We start from the raw sequence: 20,088 nt of genomic DNA, 5'->3' as shown, positions 1-20,088 counted from the left end.
ATAATCATTTACGTTAAAACCACAAAACCATAACGTCTTGCCCGTTTCCCTACAACCGTCCGCCGCCGTGACTCACGCGGCATCAGGAGAACACCATGGCCTCTTTAGTCATCGACGATATTCCGCAGACGATCGTTAACGTCAAGCGCCAGCTGCGCCAGGCATTGCCGAACTACCGCGACGTTTTTCTGGCGCTGGAGGAGAACATCCGCGGCCAGGTCGACCAGATCCGCCGCGAACTGGCCGCCGGCCATAATCCGGTGCCGCAGATCGACGCGGAAGATATCCTGCAGCAACGCGTCAGCGATCAACAGATAGCGCTGATCAAACAGCGCGGCGCCTGCGCCATTCGCGGTGTGTTTCCCCGCGCCAAGGCCGAAGGCTGGAACCGGGAAATCGGCGACTATCTCGAGCGCAACAACTTCGTCGAGCGGTTGAAAAACGCCGCCGAAGACAACTATTTCGGCAAGCTGGCCGCCAGCAAACCGCAGATTTACGGCATCTACTGGTCAAAACCGCAGGTCGAGGCGCGGCAGGATGCGCGCATGCATGCGGTGCAGGTGTTCCTCAACAGCCTGTGGGCCACCGAAAGCAACGGCAAGCAGCATTTCGATCCGACCCGCGTCGCCACCTACGCCGATCGCACTCGCCGCCGCCCGCCGAACTCCTCGTCGCTGGGCCTGTCGCCGCACGTCGACAGCGGCACCATCGAGCGCTGGCTGGACGAGAATTTCCGCTATGTGTATCGCCACGTGTTCTCCGGCGACTGGCAGCAGTACGATCCCTTTGCCGCCGACGGCCGCACCGAAGTGCGCGAAATTGCCTCCCCGGCAGTCTGCTCGATGTTCCGCACCTTCCAGGGCTGGACGGCGCTGACGCCGCAACGCACCAACGCCGGCACGCTGAACCTGGTGCCGATCGCCAACGCCATGGCCTATGTGTTGCTGCGCGCGCTGCAGGACGACGTCGCCGACGACGATCTGTGCGATGCGGCGCCGGGCCGCGCGCTGTCGATCTCGGAAAAATGGCATCCCCTTTTATTAAGTGGGATTTCCCCTATTCCCGATCTGGAGCCGGGCGACACGGTATTTTGGCATTGCGACGTGATCCACGCGGTGGAGAACGAGCATAACGGCGAGTTCGACAGCAACGTGATGTACATCGCCGCCGCGCCGGGCTGCGCGAAAAACGACGCCTACCTGCAGCGCCAGCTGCCGAGCTTTATCGACGGCAGAACGCCGCCGGACTTCGCTCCCGACGACTTCGAAGTGGATTTTGACGGCCGCGCCACCGCCGATCTGCTGACGCCGCTGGGCAAAACGCAGCTCGGCATGCGCTGACAGCCGGCCTGAGCCACGGGCCTTTCTCGCTGTGGTATACTGCCGCCATCCGTAGGCCGCAGCGAGAACCCGTCGTGCACCCTTTTTTTGAAATGCTGTTGGCGGTGTTTGATCGCGCCGCGCTGATGTTGATCTGTCTGTTTTTCCTGACCCGCACCCGGCTGTTCCGCCAACTGCTGCAAAAAGAAGACCATACACCGCTCGAGCTCGGCATCGTCACGGCGATCTTCTCGCTGTTCGCGCTGTTCAGCACCTACTCCGGTATCAACGTTGAGGGTTCGCTGGTCAACGTGCGCGTCATCGCCATCATGGCCGGCGGCATCCTGTTCGGCCCCTGGGTGGGGATCGTCACCGGCATCATCGCCGGGGTGCACCGCTATCTGATCGACATCGGCGGCATCACCTCGGTGCCCTGCCTCATCACCAGCATCATCGCCGGCATCAGCGCCGGCTACATCAACCTCAAGGTGAGAAAAGAGCAGCGCTGGCGCGCCGGCATCGTCGGCGGCATGCTGTGCGAATCCCTCACCATGCTGCTGATCGTGCTGTGGGCCAAGCCGACCGAGCTTGGGCTCGACATCGTGTCGCAGATCGCGCTGCCGATGATCCTCGGCACGGTGTGCATCGGCCTGATCGTGCTGCTGGTGCAGAGCGTCGAAGATGAAAAAGAAGTGATCGCCGCACGCCAGGCCAAGCTGGCGCTGGATATCGCCCACAAGACGCTGCCCTATTTCCGCAACATCAACAGCGAATCGCTGGCCACCATTTGCGATATCATCCGCCAGGACATCCGCGCCGACGCGGTGGCGATCACCGATACCCATCAGGTGCTGGCTTACGTCGGCGTGGGGCGCGAAGCCTACCCGATCGGCCGCGAAGGGCTGAGCCGCGTTACCCGCGAAAGCATTCGCCACGGCAAAATCATCATCAAAAACAACCTGGAAAACCCGGCCGCGCCGCAGATCCATTCGCAGCTGGTGGTGCCGCTGTGGGAAAAGGGCGAAGTGACCGGCGCGCTGAAAATTTACTACTGCCACGCTCACCAGATCACCAACACGCTGAAGGTGATGGCGGTCGGGCTGTCGCAGATCATCTCCACCCAGATGGAGGTTTCGCGCATCGAGCATCTGCGCCAGATGGCGGATAAAGCCGAAATGCGCGCGCTGCAGAGCAAGATTAACCCGCACTTCCTGTTCAACGCGCTGAACGCCATCTCTTCCTCTATCCGCCTGAATCCGGACACCGCGCGCCAGCTGATCATCAACCTGTCGCGCTACCTGCGCTACAACCTGGAGCTGAACGACGAACTGATCGATATCCGTAAGGAACTGCATCAGATTCAGGACTATATCGCCATCGAACAGGCGCGCTTCGGCGCCAAGCTGACGGTGATTTACGACATCGACGACGACGTCTCGGTGCGCATTCCGAGCCTGCTGATCCAGCCGCTGGTGGAGAACGCCATCGTGCACGGCATCCAGCCCTGCAAGGGTAAAGGGGTGGTGGTGATCGCGGTGAAAGATCAGGGCGATCGGGTGAAAATTTCGGTGAAGGATACCGGCCACGGCATCAACCAGGAAACCATCGACCGGGTGGCGCGCAACGAGATGCCGGGCCACAATATCGGCCTGCTCAACGTGCATCACCGCGTGTCGCTGCTGTACGGTGAAGGGTTGCATATCCGCCGCCTGGAGCCGGGCACCGAAATCGCGTTCTATATCAGCAAAAACGGCGGCAAGCTGCATCAGGAACCGAGCGCGCCGCCGGTCGGGGAGGCCTCATGAAAGCTATCATCGTGGAAGACGAATTCCTCGCGCAGGAAGAACTCAGCTACCTGATCAAGAAACACAGCAATATCGATATCGTCGCTACCTTCGAGGACGGCCTCGACGTTCTGAAATATCTGCAAACCCACCAGGTCGACGCCATTTTCCTCGACATCAACATCCCGTCGCTGGACGGCGTGCTGCTGGCGCAAAACATCAGCAAATTCGCGCATCGCCCGTCTATCGTGTTCATCACCGCCTATAAAGAGCACGCGGTGGAAGCCTTCGAGATCGAGGCGTTCGACTATATCCTCAAGCCCTATCACGAGGCGCGCATCGTCACCATGCTGCAAAAACTGGAGGCGCTGCATCATCGCCCCGCCGGCGCGGCGGAACCGACCAGCGCGCCGAGCCGCGGCAGCCACAGCATCAACCTGATCAAAGACGAGCGGATCATCGTTACCGACATCAACGACATCTATTACGCCGCCGCCGATGAAAAGGTGACGCGGGTCTATACTCGCCGGGAAGAATTCGTGATGCCGATGAACCTCACCGAGTTTTACGGCCGGCTGCCGGAAGAGCATTTCTTCCGCTGCCACCGCTCTTACTGCGTTAACCTGGCCAAGATCCGCGAGATCGTGCCCTGGTTCAACAATACCTACATTCTGCGGCTGAGCGATCTTGAGTTTGAAGTGCCGGTCAGCCGCAGCAAGGTGAAAGAATTTCGCAAGCTGATGCGCCTGTAAGCGCTTACCCGCGCGGGCCCGGACGGTAGTAATAACCGGGCGGTGGCGGTGGCGGCATACGGTAATGCGGCCGATCTCGCCAGTCGCGCCGCGGCGGCCCGTAGTAAATCACCCGTGGCGGCGGGCCGTAATAGTACCCGCGCGAACGTTCATACCGGTGATGATCGGCCCACCAGCGCGGATCGCGCCAGCGATAGCCGTCCCAGTAGTGGCCGCGATGATCGCGATCGCCGATATGCAGCGACAGGCCCGGCACGTTCACGCCGATGGACACGTCGGCCTGGCTCGCCAGCGGCAGCGCCAGCAGCGCAGCCAGTAACAACAGCGTTTTTTTCATTTCATGGACTCCTGCAGAGCGGACCTCGTCCGATCGCAGATAACATAGTCCCGCGCTCGCCGCCGCTCTATAGGCGCAATGCCGATTTACGCCTTGCAGACGCATCCTTCACAATTTCACCACAATCGTTCACCGGCGATTAACAATAAATCGTTGATATCTTTGATGTAGATCACGTGTTACTCCCGGCATTTCACGCGCTTTTAGGCGTAAAAACGGCAACTCACGCCGTATAAAATGCATTTCATTCCTTCCATCGTGCAACTCATTCCCGATCCGCCGTCCGCCGGGGGGGCCGGCCATATAATAAGCCCATACCGCGGGAACACAGATTCACCCCGCAAATTTCAGCCAGCGGCTCACGCCCGGCAACGCACACACAGGAAGGAGACCGGCCATGAACACCAAACCGGCAAATCGCAGCTTAATCGTTCTCGGCACCATCATCTGTCAGATGGGTCTGGGCACCATCTACACCTGGAGCCTGTTCAACCAGCCGCTGGTCGACAAGTTCCACTGGGGACTGGCGGACGTCGCCACCACCTTCTCCATCACCAGCTTCTTCCTGGCTTTCGCCACGCTGTTCGCCGGCAAGCTGCAAGAACGCTTCGGCATCCGCAACCTGACGCTGTGTTCCGGCATCCTGGTCGGCCTGGGCCTGATCGCCAGCGCCCATGTCAGCTCGCTCGACATGATCTACCTGCTGGCCGGCGTGGTGGTGGGCTTTGCGGTCGGTATCGCCTACATCTCCACCCTGTCCAACCTGATTAAATGGTTCCCGGCCAACAAAGGCCTGATTTCCGGCATCTCCGTCGGCGCCTTCGGCAGCGGCAGCCTGCTGTTCAAATACGTCAACGCCGCCCTGATCGCCGACGTCGGCGTTTCAGGCGCCTTCTTCTACTGGGGTGCCATCGTGATGGGCCTGATCGTCGTCGGCTCCCTGTTGCTGAAAGAGCCGGTGCTGGCAACCAGCGCCGCACAGCCAGGCGCCAACGGTCTGGGCAACGACTTCAGCGTGCGCCAGATGCTGGCCACCAAAGAAGCTTACCTGCTGTTCACCATCTTCTTCGCCGCCTGCATGAGCGGTCTGTACCTGATTGGCATCGTGAAAGACATGGGCGTTCAGCTGGCCGGGATGGATTTGGCCACCGCCGCCAACACCGTGTCCGCCGTCGCCATCTTCAACACCGCCGGCCGCATCATTCTGGGTACGCTGTCTGATAAAGTAGGCCGTATGCGCGTCATCAGCTTCACCATGCTGGTTACCGTGCTGGCGATTGTCGCGCTGAGTTTCATGACCCTGAACCACACGCTGTTCTTCATCTGCGTTGGCGCGGTGGCCTTCTGCTTCGGCGGCAATATCACCGTGTTCCCGGCGATTGTCGGCGACTTCTTCGGCCTGAAGAACCACAGCAAGAACTACGGCATCATCTATCAGGGCTTCGGCCTGGGCGCGCTGGCCGGTTCGTTCGTCGCCAAATACTTCGGCGGCTTCCACGCCACCTTCATGGTGATTGGCGTCCTGTCCGCCGCTTCTTTGCTGATTACACTGTTCATCAAAGCGCCGAAAGCGGTGGAAATGGAAAGCGAAGAAACCGCACAGGCGGCGGAGCTGGCCAAAGCCTGATCCCCTGCGAAAACGACAAGGGGCGCAACCTGCGGGTTGCGCCCCTTTTTTATTGCCCCGCCGCGCGGCTTACAGCCGCATGCCCAGCGTCTGGCGCAGATGCGCGCCGGCCCCCAACAGGCCCGGCTGGCCATGGGTTATCATGAACACCGGAATGTCTCGCACATAGTCACGGAAACGCCCTTTGTCTTCGAAGGCGGCGCGAAAGCCCGAGGCCTTGAAGAATTCCATAAAGCGCGGCACGATGCCGCCGGCGATGTACACGCCGCCGAAGGTGCCCAGATTCAGCGCCAGGTTGCCGCCGAAGCGCCCCATGATCACGCAAAACAGCGACAGCGCACGGCGGCAGTCGATACAGCTGTCGGCCAGCGCCCGCTCGGTAATGTCCTTTGGCTCCAGTTTCTCCGGCAGGCGATTGTCCGCCTTGACGATGGCGCGATACAGATTGACCAGGCCCGGCCCGGACAGCACACGCTCGGCGGAAACGTGCCCCACTTCACCGCGCAGCACCTCCAGAATAATGTCTTCTTCTTCGCTGTTCGGCGCGAAATCAACATGGCCGCCCTCGCCCGGCAGGCTGACCCAGCGGCGATCGACCTGCACCAGGTGGGCGACGCCCAGCCCGGTGCCGGCGCCGTACACCGCGATCGGTTTGCCCGGCTGCGCATCGCCGCCGCCAAACTGCAGCACGTCGTCCGGCGAGAGCATCGGGATCGCCATCGAGACGGCGGTGAAATCGTTGATCACTTCCAGGTGACTCAGCCCCAGACTGGCCTTCATTTCTTTGATCGAGAACGCCCAGCTGTGATTGGTCATCGCGACCCAGTCTTCCGTCACCGGGCAGGCGATCGCAATGCAGGCGTCCTGCACCCCGATCTCGCACTCTTTCAGGTATTGGCGGATCACCGCCTCCAGGCTGTCGAACTCCAGGCCGGAATAGGTTTTCGCCTGGGTAATCTCACCCGTCGCAACAGTGCACAACGCCAGGCGGGCATTGGTGCCGCCAACATCACCCACGAGGGCATAGGTCATTGATTTCGTCTCCGCAAAATGAAAAATAAAACGCTGTCCACACTGTAAAATCCTGCTGCGAAAACAACAATCACCCGCCTCGGATCTGCACCTCAATAGCGATCCGGATCACAAAAAACGTTTCAGCTTGTCCGCTATGCCGCGATTTGAAACAAATTGCGGCAAAAAACGCCCCCCGGCGTCTGTTAACCGTCATCGCCGCCGGGCAATATCAATGCGTGCCTGCGCGCCGATAGTCTGGCAAGCTGTGGCCACTGCCCAACCACCCGCTCTCCCTGCCCTGCAGAGAGGCATCGACAAGGGATTATTCATGCTGCATCCGCGCGCCAATGCCATGTTGGCCTTTGCTTTGCCTGCGCTGATTATCGGTTCCGTTTCCAGTCTGGTGCTGCTGTTGGTGATGAAAATTGCCGCCGCATTGCAACAATTACTGTGGGTGACGCTGCCCGATGCGCTGAGCCTGGACGCCCAGTCGCCCTGGTGGCCGGTTGCGATGCTGACGCTGACCGGCGTGGCGGTCGGCCTGATCGTGCGTTATATGCCGGGTCACGCCGGGCCGGATCCGGCGACGGAATCGCTGATCGGCATGCCGCTGCCGCTCTCCGCCTTGCCGGGGTTGGGGTTGGCGCTAATTGTCGGCCTGGCCGGCGGCGTCAGTCTGGGGCCGGAGAACCCGATCACCGCCATCAACATCGCTCTGGTGGCGGCGGCCGGCGCGCGCCTGCTGCCGAAGGTGCCGCGCATGGACTGGATCATCCTGGCGGCGGCAGGCACCATCGGCGCAATGTTCGGCACACCGGTCGCCGCCGCGCTGATCTTTTCGCAAACCCTGGCCGGCAATAACGAAACGCCGCTGTGGGATCGGCTGTTCGCCCCGCTGGTGGCTGCCGCCGCCGGCGCGGTCACCACGCAGATGTTCTTCGTGCCCAATTTCGCCCTGCAGCTCGATGCCTACGACGTGACGCGGCTGCCGGACATTTTCAGCGGCGCCATCGTGGCGCTGATCGCCATCGCGCTCGGCATGGTGGCGCTATGGTGTTTCCCGCACGTTCACCGCCTGTTCCATTCAATGAAGAATCCGGTGTTGATGTTAGGGCTGGGCGGCTTTGTGCTGGGCCTGCTGGCGCTGTTGGGCGGAGAGATTACCCTGTTCAAGGGGCTGGATGAGATGAAACGCCTGGCGGTGGACGACAGCTATTCGGTGCCGGCGCTGTTGACCATTACCCTGACCAAGCTGGCGGCGCTGGTGATCGCCGCCGCCTGCGGTTTTCGCGGCGGGCGCATCTTCCCGGCGGTGTTCGTCGGCGCGGCGCTGGGCCTGATGCTGCATCAGCATGTTCCGGCCGTGCCGGCGGCGATCACCGTCTCCTGCGCCATCATGGGGCTGGTGCTGGTGGTGACGCGCGACGGCTGGCTGAGCCTGTTTATGGCGGTGGCGGTGGTGCCGGATCTGCACCTGCTGCCGGTGTTGTGCATCGTGATGCTGCCCGCCTGGCTGGCGCTGGCGGGCAAACCGCTGATGCTGGTAAACCGCCGGCAACCGCCGCGCGACGATTAGGCCAGCGCGAACGCCGCGGCGGCGCGGGCGTGGATTGCAGTGGTGTCGAACACCGGCACCGACGCATCCCGCTCGCTCACCAGCAAGCCTATTTCGGTGCAGCCGAAAATAATCCCCTGCGCCCCCTGCTGTTCCAGATCGCTGATAATCCGGCGATACTCGTCGCGCGAGGCGTCGCGAATTTTACCGAGGCACAGCTCGTCATAGATGATGCGGTGTACGATGTCGCGATCGGCACTGACCGGCGTCACCACGTCGATGCCGTGCAATTCCTGCAGGCGGCCGCGGTAAAAGGTTTGCTCCATGGTAAAGCGCGTGCCCAGCAGCCCAACGCGGCGAATGTTTTTTTCCCGCACCTGCAGCGCCGTGGCGTCGGCGATGTGAATCAGCGGCAGACCGCTGGCCTGCTCGACCGCCTCCGCCACCTTATGCATGGTGTTGGTGCAGATCACGATAGCTTCGGCGCCGGCGGCGCGCAAAGCCACCGCGGCGGCGGCCAACAGCCGACCGGCGCCGTCCCAATCGCCCTGGTGCTGCAAGCGCTCAATCTCCTGGAAATCGACGCTGTAGAGCACGATTTTGGCCGAATGCAGCCCGCCGAGGCGCGCCTTTACCTGTTCGTTGATGGTGCGGTAATACGGAATGGTGGATTCCCAGCTCATGCCGCCCAGCAGACCCAACACTTTCATCCTTCGTTCCTCAGCATTTCCGACGATCCTCTGACCTTACCTGAGAATCGTCGGTCTGACGACGCCTTATTTGGCGCCGGAATTGATCGGCTGGCGCGCCTCGAACCAGCGCTGACGCAGCATGTCGTACAGCCAGTTATAGGCCATGGTGTACGGCAGGAAGAACAGGAAGAAACCGATTTCCAGCATAAACGCCTGCGTCCAGGAGATGCTCAGCATCCAGGCGGCGATCGGCACGCCGATCAGGATAAAACCGGCTTCAAAGCCGACGGCGTGCAGCGCACGCACCTTCAGGTTACGCACCACCCGGCTGACCGGCCACAGGCGGTCGAACACCGTGTTGTAAACCATGTTCCACAGCATCGCGACGGTGGAGAGCATTAACGCCAACGCACCGACCTGCACCATTGAACGGTTCAGCAGCCACGCGCCCAGCGGGGCGCAAACCATCACGGCGATGGCCTCGAAACCGACGGCGTGGACGATACGTTCAATGAGAGACTTGTTTTGCAGTTGCATACATCACCTTTTTTTCAACAGTTGTTGCGAAAGCCAGGTGATTATCATCGCTTTTTTGGGTAGATTAAAAATAGGTTCCATCGATAAAGTAGATAGGTTATGCACTATTCCCCGGAAGCGCTGCACGCGTTTGTCGAAGCCGCCGCCCTCGGCTCGTTTTCCGCCGCCGCGCGCAAATTGCGCAAAAGCCAATCCACCATCAGCACCGCCATCGCCAATCTGGAGGCGGACCTGGCGCTGACCCTGTTCGATCGCGGCGCGCGCCAGCCAGTGCTCACCGCTGCCGGCCGCAAAGTGCTGGGACATGTGCAGGCGATCCTCGCCGCCAGCGAACGCCTCGACGCCCTGAGCATTCAGTTGGCGGGCGAGGTTGAACCGCGCCTGAGCATGGTGTTTTCCGATACCTACCAGCCCAAGCATCACGATCGGTTGATGCAACTGTTCGAACAGCGCTACCCGGAGATTGAGCTGGAATGGATGATCGCTGAGGAAGGCGACGTTATCGATCTGCTGCAAAGCGGCCGCGCGCATTTGGGCATGGTGGAAGTGCAAAAAAGTTATCCGCCGGATATCGCCTTCTCCCGGCTGCCTGAGCAGACCGAAATGGGGCTGTTCGTCGCCCATCAGCATCCGCTGGCGCAGGTCGCTGCGCCGACGCCGGAGCAATTGTCCAGCACCCGCCAGTTGATCCTGAACACCTACACCGGCGCCGAGGCGGCCAGACAGGGTGGCCTGGTCTGGTCGGCGCCCAGCTATCTGCTGCTGCTGGAGATGGCGGAACAGGGATTCGGTTGGGCGGTGTTGCCGCACTGGCTGGTGCAGCAATACGGCCACGACAGACTCACCCAACTGCGACCGCGTGGCTGGCCCAAACTGATTTCGGTGGATGCGGTCTGGTCCAAACTGACCCCGCCGGGCCCGGCGGGGTTCTGGATGCTGGAGCGCCTGCTGGGCGACACCCTGCCTTAAGCGGCGGCGTTGCGCGCCTGAATGGCGCGAGAGACGGTATCGAGGAGTTCCGGAATGTCCATCTTCGGCAGCATCACTTCGATGAAGGCCAGCCGCTCGTCGTCCGCTACCTCGCGCAGCGCCTGACGCAATCCGTCCGGATCGCTGACCCGCAACGCCTTCACCGGCCGATCACCGGCCAACGCCATCGGCAACTGCGTCCAGTTCCAGCGCGCGATGTCGTTATAACGTTGCTCAGGCCCGTGGATCGCGCGCTCAACGGTATACCCCTGATTGTTCAACACGAAGATCACCGGTTTAAGCCCGTCGCGCAGCATCGATCCCAGTTCCTGCACGGTTAACTGCGCGGCGCCGTCGCCGATCAGCAATACTGCCCGGCGCTGCGGTTCGGCGGTCTGCACGCCGAACGTCGCCGGCAGGGTATAGCCGATCGATCCCCAGAGCGACTGCACGATCAGGCGGCAGCCACGCGGCAACGTCAGCGCCGCCGCGCCGAAACAGGCGGTGCCCTGATCGGCCAGCACGATATCCCCCGGCCGCAGGAAATCCTGTACTTGCCGCCAGAAGGCGTGCTGATCCAGCCCTTCCCCATCGCCTTCCGGCAGCGCCGGGCGGACGATCGGCGGCAACGGCCAACGCGACGCCAGCGACAGGCTCAGGCGGTGCAATGCCTGCACCGCCTCGCGCATCGGAATGCGGCTAAAGCGCTGCCGCCCGACCCAGGCTTCGAACGGTTGAATATCGATGCATTTTTCCACCGGCAGATGATGCGTGAATCCCGCGGTAATGGTGTCGGTCAAGCGTACGCCGACGTTGATCACCACATCAGCGTTTTCGATCAATTGTTTCACCGCCGGATCGCTGGCGCCGCCGCAGTAGGTACCAACGAAACCGGCGCGGTTCTCGTCCAGCAGCCCCTTGCCGAGCAACAGCGTCGCGTGCGGCATATCGACCTCCTGCAGCCACTCGTCCAGCGCCGCTTCGGCGCCGAAGCGATCGGCCAGGAAGTCCGCCAGCAACGACACCCGCCGTGCCGACAGCAGCTTTTCGCGCGCTGCGGCGATAAACGCCTGCAATGCGCTCTGCGACAGTTTGGCCTGGCGCAGCATCAGCGGCGCCGGTTTACTCGGCAGCGGCGCCTGCGCGACGTCGCTGGGCAACATCAGGTAAACCGGGCGATGCTCCAGCAAGGCGGCGCCGATCAGGCGGTCTATCTCCAGCGCGGCGTTGTCGGCGGTCAGGTCGGCCTGCGCGACGGTCACCTCTTTGGCGATCCGGGCGAAATGAGTGAAGTCGCCATCCCCCAGCGAATGGTGTAGCAAATCACCGGCGCGCTGGGCGCGCTGCGCCGGCGTGCCAACCACGTGGATCACCGGCAGGTATTCGGCGTAGCTGCCGGCCACCCCGTTCAACGCGCTCAGCTCCCCCACGCCGAAGGTGGTGAGCAGCGCGGCCGCCGGTTTGCAGCGCGCATAGCCGTCAGCCGCATAGGCGGCGTTCAACTCGTTGGCGCAGCCTACCCAGGTGATTTGCGGATGCGCGAGGACGTGATCGAGAAATTGCAGGTTGTAATCCCCCGGCACGCCGAAGAAATGACGGATGCCGATTTGGGCCAGACGATCGAGCAGATAATCGGCCACCGTATAGGTCTGAGTCATGATCATCACCTGTCTGCAGCTGAAGCGATTATCTTAATTATCGAAGATGCCGTTCAAATTTCGAACAAACGCTCCCGCATCGAACGGCAACCTGGCGTTACATGCCGGCGCCGTGATCGCTCCCGCGGCAACGCGGTGTGGAAACGTATACACTCAAAGCACTTCACCTCTCGCCGACAAGGATAACTATGTCTTACCCAGCCTCCCCCTCGCGTTATCAAGATATGGAATACCGGCGCTGCGGCCGCAGCGGGCTGAAGCTGCCCGCCGTCTCACTCGGCCTGTGGCACAACTTCGGCGACGCCACTTTGTACGATAACGCCCGCGGCCTGATCCGCTGCGCCTTCGATCTCGGCATTACCCATTTCGATCTGGCCAACAACTACGGCCCGCCGCCCGGCGCCGCCGAGGAGAACTTTGGCCGCATTCTCAACGCCGATCTGCGGGCCTGGCGCGATGAGCTGATCGTCTCATCCAAAGCCGGTTACACCATGTGGCCCGGCCCCTACGGTGATTGGGGCTCGAAAAAGTACCTGGTCGCCAGCCTCGATCAGAGCCTGAAGCGCATGGGGTTGGAGTATGTGGATATCTTTTATCATCATCGGCCGGATCCGGACACGCCGCTGGAAGAAACCATGGCGGCGCTGGATCTGCTGGTGCGCCAGGGCAAAGCGCTGTATGTCGGCCTGTCCAACTACCCGGCCGAGCGCGCGCGACAGGCCTTCGCCATTCTGCAGCGGCTCGGCACGCCGTGCGTGATCCACCAGCCGAAGTATTCGATGTTGGAACGCGGGCCGGAGACGGCGTTGCTGGATACGCTGGAGGAACATGGCGTCGGATCTATCGCCTTCTCGCCGCTGGCGGGCGGCCTGCTGACCGATCGCTACCTGCACGGCATCCCGCAAGATTCCCGCGCCGCCAGCGGCAGCCGCTTCCTGCAGCCGGAGCAGCTGACCGCCGAGCGACTGGACAAGGTGCGCCGCCTCGATGCGCTGGCGCGGCAACGCGGGCAGAAGCTGTCGCAGATGGCGCTGGCCTGGGTGCTGCGCGGCGATCGCGTGACCTCAGTGCTGATCGGCGCCAGCAAGAATGCGCAGATAGAAGACGCGGTGGGCATGCTGGCCAATCGTCACTTCAGTGAAGAAGAGCTCGCGCAGATCGAGAACATCTTATTGTAATCGCTTACAAATTCCGCCGTTCAATCGAGCGGCGATACTCCAGAAAAATCTCAAATCTTAACCTCCTGCATCATTTTCAGAGTGGCTCTCAGATTCAACCCTATACGCCGGCGCTATGATGCCGATATTGCAGCAAAAATAACGATAAGGCCGCTTTTAAACTGATGAACGCGCTTCGTAAAGTGACAAACGGCCAGGCCGCGCAAGCGGGAAGGAGAAGCCATGTTTAAACCTCTGCTCTTGGCCGCCATCTTGGCGGCGACGGTACTGCCCGCCGCACAGCAGGCGCATGCCGAAGGGATCAGCATCGATCTGATGCCGGGCGTTTCATTGCGCATCGGCGATCAGGATAACCGCGGCCGCTATTGGGATGGTTACGATTGGCGGGATCGCGACTGGTGGCAAGGCCATCAGGGCCGTTATCTCGGCGACCGCAGCCGTCGCGGTTACTACTGGGACGGTTATCGCTGGCGCGATGGCGACTACTGGCGTAAACACTATTACTATCATGAAGGACGCTATCGTAAATACGACAAACACTACGATAAGCACCACTGGAAGAAAGAGAAAAAGCACCATCACGATCATGACCGCGATCGCTGGCGCCGCCACGGCGATGACGACCGCGATTAACGACGACGGGCCGGCGCAACGCCGGCCCGCACTGTTTTCGCTTACAGCACGCTGCCGATCAGCAGGTAGCCGTTCAATCCCACCACCACCAGTACGATCAGCTTGCCCAGATTTTGCACCAGCGGGCCGTTGACCATTTCCCCCATCAGCGCCCGATTGCCGGTGAAAGCCAGCAGCGGCACCAGCGCCAGCGCAATGCCGAAGCTGAGCAGCACCTGGCTCAGCACCAGAATGCGCGTCGCATCCATCCCCAACATGATGACGATAAACGACGGCAGCATGGTCACCGCGCGCCGCAGCCACAGCGGAATATGGAAACGCACGAACCCCTGCATCACCACCTGCCCCGCCAGCGTGCCCACCACGGTAGAAGAGAGGCCGGCGGCCACCAGGCTCAGGCCGAACACGGTGGCGGCGGCGTGCCCGAGCAGCGGTTGCAGCGTCAGGTAAGCCACGTCGAGATCGGCGATGCCGCTGTGGCCGCTGAAATGAAACGCGGCGGCGGCGGTGGCCATCATCGCCAGATTAACGAAACCGGCGATGGTCATAGCCACGGCGACGTCGACTTTGGTGGCGGCATAGCGTTCCGCCTTGTCGTGCTCGCCGCCGATTTGGGTGAGCGACGAATGCAGATAGATCACGTGCGGCATGATGGTGGCGCCCAATACCCCGGCAGCCAGGAATACCGCATCGCCGTTAGGCAAATCGGGCAGCGCCATCCCCTTCAGCAGCGGCGCCAACTGCGGCTGGGAGAACGCCAGCTCGACGATGTAAGCGGCGGCGACGAACAACAACAGCCCACCGATCACCAGCTCCAGCGGCTTTTGCCCGCGTTTTTGCAGCATCAGAATTAAAAAGGTGGCGATGCCGGTCAGCACTGCGCCCTGCAACAGAGAGACACCGAGCAGCAGCTTGAAGCCGATCGCCGCGCCGATAAACTCAGCCAGATCGGTCGCCATGGCGATGATCTCCGCCTGTACCCAATAGGCCCACACCGCCGGCCGCGGAAAGCGATCGCGAATATGCTCGGCCAGATTTTTCCCGGTGGCGATGCCCAGCTTGGCGGACAACAGCTGGATCAGCATCGCCATCACGTTGGCCCAAACCACCACCCACAGCAGGCTGTAGCCGAATGAGGCGCCAGCCTGGATGTTGGTGGCGAAGTTGCCGGGATCGATATAGCCGATAGCGGCGATAAAGGCGGGCCCCATGAGCGAGAGTTTGATTTTTCTGGCGGAGCGACCGGAGGTGGTTTCAACCACGCGACTGTTCAGCATATGTTGAACCCTTACTGAAATTACGTTTATCTCCACTCTATATAAATGATAATAATTATCAAGCGCATTTAGAGCGGTAAAACTTATCTCTGTAATAGCCAACATTAACGGTTTTATCGAAGGGTTCAGCGCGGAGCTTGCCGATTTCCGTGCTTTTCTGATGGGATTTTGGCTGCAATACCCCTGAAAGACAGGTTAGCACAAGAATACGAATTTCCTATTGCTGCTTTAACATCTTGATTTTTTATGCTTTTGCGCAACACTTTAGGAGAACTCCCACTATGATTTTCCATATTTGCAATAGAAGTCTCGTTTTTAAACGTAGCGTTACATAAAATGACAGCCGAAATTCAGCCTGCCTCAAATTTGGAGCAAACATGTCCCATATTGCGCACTTTGCGTTGGCGATAGTGGTGGTAGCGATCCTGGCCCTGTTGGTGTGCCGCGATCGTAAAAGCATCCGCATTCGCTATGTTATTCAACTACTGGTTATCGAAGTACTGCTGGCCTACTTTTTCCTGCATTCGGAAGCGGGTTTGGGCTTCGTAAAAGGATTCGCCGCGCTGTTTGACAAACTGCTCGGGTTTGCGGGACAAGGGACTGATTTCGTGTTCGGCGGCATGGGCGACAAAGGCCTGGCGTTCTTCTTCCTGAAGGTGCTGTGCCCGATCGTCTTCATTTCGGCGCTGATCGGTATTCTGCAGTACATCAAGGTGCTGCCGTTCATCATCCGCATTATCGGCACCGTGCTGTCGAAAGTGAACGGCATGGGCAAGCTGGAGTCGTTTAACGCCGTCAGCTCGCTGATCCTGGGGCAATCCGAAAACTTCATCGCCTACAAGGATATCCTGGGCAAGATGTCGGAAAAGCGCATGTACACCATGGCGGCGACCGCGATGTCTACGGTTTCCATGTCCATCGTCGGCGCCTATATGACCATGCTGGACGCCAAATTCGTGGTGGCGGCGCTGGTATTGAACATGTTCAGCACCTTTATCGTGCTGTCGCTGGTGAACCCGTACGACACCAATAAAGAAGAAGAGCTGCACCTCGGCAACCTGCACGAAGGCCAGAGCTTCTTTGAAATGCTGGGGGAGTACATCCTGGCGGGCTTCAAAGTAGCGATTATCGTCGCCGCGATGCTGATTGGCTTCATCGCCCTGATCGCCGCGCTCAACGGTGTGTTCAGCGCCATTTTCGGCCTGAGTTTCCAGGAAATCCTCGGTTACTTCTTCTATCCGTTCGCCTGGATCATGGGCATTCCTAAGCACGAAGCCCTGCAGGTCGGCAGCATCATGGCCACCAAGCTGGTTTCCAACGAATTCGTGGCCATGATGGAACTGCAGAAAGTCTCTGCCGAGCTGTCGCCGCGCAGCCTAGGGATCCTGTCGGTGTTCCTGGTGTCCTTCGCCAACTTCTCTTCCATCGGCATCGTGGCCGGTGCGATTAAGGGCCTGAACGAACACCAGGGCAACGTGGTGTCACGCTTTGGCCTGAAGCTGGTGTACGGCTCTACGCTGGTCAGCATCCTGTCCGCTTCCATCGCGGGTCTGGTGCTGGGCTAAGCCTCGAACCGACTGCGATAACAAGGCGCCTGCGGGCGCCTTTTTTATTGGCCGGCATTCGGCGAAGGTTAAATGACACAAAGCAAAAAGCCGACCCTAAGGTCGGCTTTTTAAATGGTGGTGGAGCTAGACGGGATCGAACCGTCGACCTCTTGCATGCCATGCAAGCGCTCTCCCAGCTGAGCTATAGCCCCACAAAAGTGGTACGCTTTGACCGGCGTTACGGTATCCCCAACCTTTCTGAGAAGAAGGTTGGTGGAGCTAGACGGGATCGAACCGTCGACCTCTTGCATGCCATGCAAGCGCTCTCCCAGCTGAGCTATAGCCCCGTTCCACAATCACTTTGTGCTGTGAACGGGGCGCATAATATGAAACCCGCTCAAAGCTGTCAACGGCTAAATTGAATTACTGAATCAAGCGTTGAAAAAGCCGCCAAATCAGCATCTTTGGCGCCAAAAAATCATCACTTTGCGCAGAGTTCATCCATTTTGCGCGCTACATCTCAAAATGGCGAAAGACCCTGCATATCACGTTGATTTTTAATTAACAGAATGTTAGCGAAATGCGCTTGAGTCGGACTCCCGAGCGGCATAGACTGCCCGCGCCATAAACTTCATTACTATAAACCGAGTCCGTCATGTCTTTGCATTCACCAAAAGAAATCGCCGCCCTCGCCGTTCAGGCCGGGGTAAACAAAAGCCGCGCCCCGCTCGCTAATCTGCTGATTCTGGGCTTTCTCGCCGGCGCCTTTATCGCCACCGGCTTTCTGCTGGATATTCACGTCATCGGCACCCTGCCGGCCGAATGGGGCTCTTTCGGCGCGCTGTTGGGCGCCGCGGTGTTCCCGATCGGCCTGATCCTGACCATTCTGGCCGGCGGCGAGCTGCTGACCGGCAACATGATGACCTTGCCAATGGCCTGGTTCGCTCGTGAAATCCCCGCCATCGCCGTGCTGCGCAACTGGTTTTGGGTCACCCTGGCCAACCTGGCCGGCAGCGTGGCCGTCGCCTACTTTTTCGGCCACCTGCTGGGCCTGACCGAAGGCGCGTTTTTGCATGAGACGCTGGCGATCGCGCAGGCCAAAGTGGATGCGGACTTCCTGCACGCCTTCATCTCCGGCGTCGGCTGCAACTGGCTGGTGTGCCTGGCGGTGTGGTTAGCCTTCGCCAGCAAGGATGTGCCGGGCAAAGTGATCGGCATGTGGTTCCCGGTCATGGCTTTTGTCGCCATCGGTTTCCAGCACGTGGTGGCGAACATGTTCATCATCCCGGCGGCCATCTTCGCTGGCGGCATGGGCTGGGAGCAGTACCTGCCTAATTTCGTCGCGGTATTTCTCGGCAATGCGCTGGGCGGTGCCGGCTTTGTCGGGCTGATGTATTTCCTCGCCTATCGCCCCGGTTTGCCGGCCAGCGAACACGCCTGACAACCGCCATGAAAAAAGCCCCGGGATTGCTCCTCGGGGCTTTTTTCATGGCGTAGCAGCGAATCAGGCTTGCGCTTCGCGCTCGGCGATATAAGCCAGCGCCATGTCGATGCGCTGCAGCGAACGCTTCTGGCCGATCGCATGCACGGTCACGTCCATGCCCGGCGACTGGCCGGCGCCGGTCACCGCGACGCGCAGCGGCATGCCGACTTTGCCCATGCCAACACCCAGCTCATCCGCCGTGCCCTGAATGGCGTCATGCACGTTTTCCGGCGTCCAGACGGTGATGGCGGCCAGCTTGGCGCGCACCGCTTCCAGCGGCTGACGCGCAACCGGACGCAGGTGTTTCTTGGCGGCGTCGGCGTCGAACTCGCTGAAGTCTTCGTAGAAGTAACGGCAAGACTCCGCCATCTCTTTCAGCGTCTTGCAGCGCTCGCCCAGCAGCTTGACGATATCCTTCAGTTCCGGCCCGTTGCGGGTTTCAATGCCCAGTTGCTCAACGTGCCATGCCAGATGCACCGCCACTTCTTCCGCCGGCATATGGTTGATGTAGTGATGGTTCAGCCACTGCAGCTTCTCGGTGTTGAAGGCGCTGGCGGATTTGTTAATCGCTTCCAGCGTGAAGAACTCTTTCATCTCGTCGATGGAGAAGATCTCCTGATCGCCGTGGGACCAGCCCAGACGCACCAGGTAGTTCAGCAGCGCCTGCGGCAGATAGCCGTCGTCGCGGTACTGCATCACGCCCACGGCGCCGTGACGTTTGGACAGCTTTTTACCGTCGTCGCCGAGGATCATCGACACGTGCGCGTATTCCGGCACCGGCGCGCCCAGCGCTTTGAGAATGTTGATCTGGCGCGGGGTGTTGTTGATGTGGTCTTCACCGCGGATCACATGGGTGATTTCCATGTCCCAGTCATCGACGACGACGCAGAAGTTATAGGTTGGCGAACCGTCGGTGCGGCGGATGATCAGATCGTCCAGCTCCTGGTTGCTGAATTCGATCGGGCCGCGAATTTTATCGTCGAAGATCACCGACCCTTCCTGCGGGTTGCGGAAGCGCACCACGTGCGGTTCGTCGTCGGTGTGGCTGCACTGGCTGTCGCGGCAGTGGCCGTCGTAACGCGGCTTTTCGCCATTTTCCATCTGCTTCTCGCGCAGCGCTTCCAGACGTTCCCTGGAGCAATAGCATTTATAGGCCGTGCCCTGCTCCAGCATCTCATCGATGACCGCGTTGTAGCGATCGAAACGCTTGGTCTGGAAATACGGGCCTTCATCCCAATCCAGGTTCAACCAGTTCATGCCATCCATAATTGCGTCGATCGCGTCCTGGGTAGAACGTTCCAGATCGGTATCTTCGATACGCAGAACGAACTCACCGCCCGCATGGCGGCTGAACAACCAGGAATAAAGTGCGGTACGCGCGCCGCCGACGTGAAGATAGCCGGTCGGGCTCGGTGCAAAACGGGTTTTGATTTTCATTGGGTTCACTGCCTTATTACGCAACGCGTGTCGGCGGTTGCCGACGATTGCTCGGAATTGAAAAAAGAGTGGACGACATTGTATCACCACGCGCTAATTCCTCAACGCCGACACGATATTGCACCAGTCGATTTCGCGCGTTTTGCGGCGAGTTTCGCATAGCATCGCGCAAAGAATCGGCGCTGCTGGCGATTATTATCGCGCCCTGACTAAATTTGCGGCGAACGATTGAAATCATTTTAAAAACCGTTGACTCACTTTGAACTATCCCTATAATGCGACTCCAACA

The 20,088-nt window shown here is 60.1% G+C and carries 17 protein-coding genes and 2 tRNA genes; 10 read left to right on the top strand and 9 right to left on the bottom strand.

Annotated features, from left to right (window positions below; all coding sequences use genetic code 11):
- Positions 1-95 precede the first annotated feature (95 nt).
- From ACJ8OK_RS00415 to ACJ8OK_RS00405, 3 genes are all read left to right on the top strand, one after another.
- Positions 96-1,340 carry a DUF1479 domain-containing protein gene (locus tag ACJ8OK_RS00415; RefSeq protein WP_033632452.1) on the top strand — a complete coding sequence of 415 codons (1,245 nt, stop codon included), beginning with the start codon at positions 96-98 and terminating at the stop codon, positions 1,338-1,340.
- A 92-nt stretch (positions 1,341-1,432) separates the two neighbouring features.
- The gene (locus ACJ8OK_RS00410) at positions 1,433-3,124 is read left to right on the top strand and encodes a sensor histidine kinase (protein ID WP_033632451.1); all 1,692 of its coding nucleotides are present in this window, start codon (positions 1,433-1,435) and stop codon (positions 3,122-3,124) included.
- On the top strand, positions 3,121-3,855 hold the full coding sequence (locus ACJ8OK_RS00405) for a LytR/AlgR family response regulator transcription factor (protein ID WP_004936341.1): 735 nt from the start codon (positions 3,121-3,123) through the stop codon (positions 3,853-3,855). Before ACJ8OK_RS00410 ends, ACJ8OK_RS00405 begins: the two co-directional genes overlap by 4 nt.
- A gap of 4 nt (positions 3,856-3,859) precedes the next feature.
- Here ACJ8OK_RS00405 and ACJ8OK_RS00400 read toward each other — a convergent pair whose 3' ends face one another.
- Positions 3,860-4,192 carry a DUF2502 domain-containing protein gene (locus ACJ8OK_RS00400; protein WP_060560005.1) on the bottom strand — a complete coding sequence of 111 codons (333 nt, stop codon included), beginning with the start codon at positions 4,190-4,192 and terminating at the stop codon, positions 3,860-3,862.
- A 397-nt stretch (positions 4,193-4,589) separates the two neighbouring features.
- Here ACJ8OK_RS00400 and ACJ8OK_RS00395 point away from each other — a divergent pair, with 397 nt between their 5' ends.
- Positions 4,590-5,819 (top strand): L-lactate MFS transporter, encoded by a 1,230-nt coding sequence (locus tag ACJ8OK_RS00395; protein WP_004936347.1) that lies wholly within the window; start codon positions 4,590-4,592, stop codon positions 5,817-5,819.
- 69 nt (positions 5,820-5,888) lie between these two features.
- Here ACJ8OK_RS00395 and glk read toward each other — a convergent pair whose 3' ends face one another.
- A complete protein-coding gene (gene glk, locus ACJ8OK_RS00390) occupies positions 5,889-6,851 on the bottom strand; it encodes a glucokinase (RefSeq protein WP_060560007.1) in 963 nt (320 codons plus the stop codon).
- 310 nt (positions 6,852-7,161) lie between these two features.
- Between glk and ACJ8OK_RS00385 the strand changes: the two genes are divergently transcribed.
- Positions 7,162-8,409 carry an ion channel protein gene (locus ACJ8OK_RS00385; protein ID WP_021505606.1) on the top strand — a complete coding sequence of 416 codons (1,248 nt, stop codon included), beginning with the start codon at positions 7,162-7,164 and terminating at the stop codon, positions 8,407-8,409.
- Here ACJ8OK_RS00385 and ACJ8OK_RS00380 read toward each other — a convergent pair.
- Positions 8,406-9,098, bottom strand: a complete 693-nt coding sequence (locus ACJ8OK_RS00380; RefSeq protein ID WP_044030750.1) for an aspartate/glutamate racemase family protein — start codon at positions 9,096-9,098, stop codon at positions 8,406-8,408. The genes ACJ8OK_RS00385 and ACJ8OK_RS00380 overlap by 4 nt on opposite strands.
- Before the next feature lie 66 nt (positions 9,099-9,164).
- Entirely contained in the window at positions 9,165-9,617 is a 453-nt protein-coding gene (locus ACJ8OK_RS00375; RefSeq protein ID WP_049240044.1) for a multidrug/biocide efflux PACE transporter, read from the bottom strand.
- Between the two features lie 99 nt (positions 9,618-9,716).
- Here ACJ8OK_RS00375 and ACJ8OK_RS00370 point away from each other — a divergent pair, with 99 nt between their 5' ends.
- Positions 9,717-10,586 (top strand): LysR family transcriptional regulator, encoded by an 870-nt coding sequence (locus ACJ8OK_RS00370; protein WP_031300563.1) that lies wholly within the window; start codon positions 9,717-9,719, stop codon positions 10,584-10,586.
- Here the strand turns inward: ACJ8OK_RS00370 and ACJ8OK_RS00365 are convergent.
- On the bottom strand, positions 10,583-12,244 hold the full coding sequence (locus tag ACJ8OK_RS00365; RefSeq protein ID WP_031300565.1) for an alpha-keto acid decarboxylase family protein: 1,662 nt from the start codon (positions 12,242-12,244) through the stop codon (positions 10,583-10,585). The genes ACJ8OK_RS00370 and ACJ8OK_RS00365 overlap by 4 nt on opposite strands.
- A gap of 188 nt (positions 12,245-12,432) precedes the next feature.
- Between ACJ8OK_RS00365 and mgrA the strand changes: the two genes are divergently transcribed.
- Positions 12,433-13,422 (top strand): L-glyceraldehyde 3-phosphate reductase, encoded by a 990-nt coding sequence (mgrA, locus tag ACJ8OK_RS00360; protein WP_213929738.1) that lies wholly within the window; start codon positions 12,433-12,435, stop codon positions 13,420-13,422.
- 222 nt (positions 13,423-13,644) lie between these two features.
- Complete coding sequence (locus ACJ8OK_RS00355; RefSeq protein ID WP_004936369.1) at positions 13,645-14,055, top strand: DUF2502 domain-containing protein; 411 nt, start codon at positions 13,645-13,647, stop codon at positions 14,053-14,055.
- A gap of 41 nt (positions 14,056-14,096) precedes the next feature.
- Here ACJ8OK_RS00355 and ACJ8OK_RS00350 read toward each other — a convergent pair whose 3' ends face one another.
- Positions 14,097-15,332: an Nramp family divalent metal transporter gene (locus ACJ8OK_RS00350; RefSeq protein ID WP_004936371.1), complete on the bottom strand. Its 1,236-nt coding sequence runs from the start codon at positions 15,330-15,332 to the stop codon at positions 14,097-14,099.
- Between the two features lie 377 nt (positions 15,333-15,709).
- Here ACJ8OK_RS00350 and ACJ8OK_RS00345 point away from each other — a divergent pair, with 377 nt between their 5' ends.
- Positions 15,710-16,897, top strand: coding sequence for a NupC/NupG family nucleoside CNT transporter (locus tag ACJ8OK_RS00345; protein WP_004936373.1), 1,188 nt, complete (start codon positions 15,710-15,712; stop codon positions 16,895-16,897).
- Positions 16,898-17,015: 118 nt separating this feature from the next.
- Here ACJ8OK_RS00345 and ACJ8OK_RS00340 read toward each other — a convergent pair.
- Together ACJ8OK_RS00340 and ACJ8OK_RS00335 are read right to left on the bottom strand one after the other, a co-directional pair.
- Positions 17,016-17,091: transfer RNA gene (locus tag ACJ8OK_RS00340), tRNA-Ala, on the bottom strand.
- A gap of 59 nt (positions 17,092-17,150) precedes the next feature.
- A tRNA-Ala gene (locus ACJ8OK_RS00335) sits at positions 17,151-17,226 on the bottom strand.
- Positions 17,227-17,534: 308 nt separating this feature from the next.
- Here ACJ8OK_RS00335 and ACJ8OK_RS00330 point away from each other — a divergent pair.
- Complete coding sequence (locus tag ACJ8OK_RS00330) at positions 17,535-18,320, top strand: formate/nitrite transporter family protein (RefSeq protein WP_442530322.1); 786 nt, start codon at positions 17,535-17,537, stop codon at positions 18,318-18,320.
- A gap of 63 nt (positions 18,321-18,383) precedes the next feature.
- Here ACJ8OK_RS00330 and gltX read toward each other — a convergent pair whose 3' ends face one another.
- The gene (gltX, locus tag ACJ8OK_RS00325; RefSeq protein WP_004936379.1) at positions 18,384-19,799 is read right to left on the bottom strand and encodes a glutamate--tRNA ligase; all 1,416 of its coding nucleotides are present in this window, start codon (positions 19,797-19,799) and stop codon (positions 18,384-18,386) included.
- Positions 19,800-20,088 lie beyond the last annotated feature (289 nt).

The sequence above is a fragment of the Serratia sp. CY71090 genome, assembly GCF_052166845.1.
Lineage (GTDB): Bacteria > Pseudomonadota > Gammaproteobacteria > Enterobacterales > Enterobacteriaceae > Serratia > Serratia nematodiphila.
Note: the sequence above shows the minus strand (reverse complement) of the source record. Positions and strands in the feature narration are given on the sequence as shown.

Bases quoted from the DNA above. Each gene is read 5' to 3' on its own strand.
- ACJ8OK_RS00395 (WP_004936347.1), top strand. From the start codon at position 4,590: ATGAACACCAAACCGGCAAATCGCAGCTTAATCGTTCTCGGCACCATC.
- ACJ8OK_RS00400 (WP_060560005.1), bottom strand. From the start codon at position 4,192: ATGAAAAAAACGCTGTTGTTACTGGCTGCGCTGCTGGCGCTGCCGCTG.
- gltX (WP_004936379.1), bottom strand. From the start codon at position 19,799: ATGAAAATCAAAACCCGTTTTGCACCGAGCCCGACCGGCTATCTTCAC.
- ACJ8OK_RS00350 (WP_004936371.1), bottom strand. From the start codon at position 15,332: ATGCTGAACAGTCGCGTGGTTGAAACCACCTCCGGTCGCTCCGCCAGA.
- ACJ8OK_RS00355 (WP_004936369.1), top strand. From the start codon at position 13,645: ATGTTTAAACCTCTGCTCTTGGCCGCCATCTTGGCGGCGACGGTACTG.
- ACJ8OK_RS00380 (WP_044030750.1), bottom strand. From the start codon at position 9,098: ATGAAAGTGTTGGGTCTGCTGGGCGGCATGAGCTGGGAATCCACCATT.
- ACJ8OK_RS00375 (WP_049240044.1), bottom strand. From the start codon at position 9,617: ATGCAACTGCAAAACAAGTCTCTCATTGAACGTATCGTCCACGCCGTC.
- ACJ8OK_RS00410 (WP_033632451.1), top strand. From the start codon at position 1,433: ATGCTGTTGGCGGTGTTTGATCGCGCCGCGCTGATGTTGATCTGTCTG.
- ACJ8OK_RS00370 (WP_031300563.1), top strand. From the start codon at position 9,717: ATGCACTATTCCCCGGAAGCGCTGCACGCGTTTGTCGAAGCCGCCGCC.
- glk (WP_060560007.1), bottom strand. From the start codon at position 6,851: ATGACCTATGCCCTCGTGGGTGATGTTGGCGGCACCAATGCCCGCCTG.
- mgrA (WP_213929738.1), top strand. From the start codon at position 12,433: ATGTCTTACCCAGCCTCCCCCTCGCGTTATCAAGATATGGAATACCGG.
- ACJ8OK_RS00330 (WP_442530322.1), top strand. From the start codon at position 17,535: ATGTCTTTGCATTCACCAAAAGAAATCGCCGCCCTCGCCGTTCAGGCC.
- ACJ8OK_RS00345 (WP_004936373.1), top strand. From the start codon at position 15,710: ATGTCCCATATTGCGCACTTTGCGTTGGCGATAGTGGTGGTAGCGATC.
- ACJ8OK_RS00405 (WP_004936341.1), top strand. From the start codon at position 3,121: ATGAAAGCTATCATCGTGGAAGACGAATTCCTCGCGCAGGAAGAACTC.
- ACJ8OK_RS00385 (WP_021505606.1), top strand. From the start codon at position 7,162: ATGCTGCATCCGCGCGCCAATGCCATGTTGGCCTTTGCTTTGCCTGCG.
- ACJ8OK_RS00415 (WP_033632452.1), top strand. From the start codon at position 96: ATGGCCTCTTTAGTCATCGACGATATTCCGCAGACGATCGTTAACGTC.
- ACJ8OK_RS00365 (WP_031300565.1), bottom strand. From the start codon at position 12,244: ATGACTCAGACCTATACGGTGGCCGATTATCTGCTCGATCGTCTGGCC.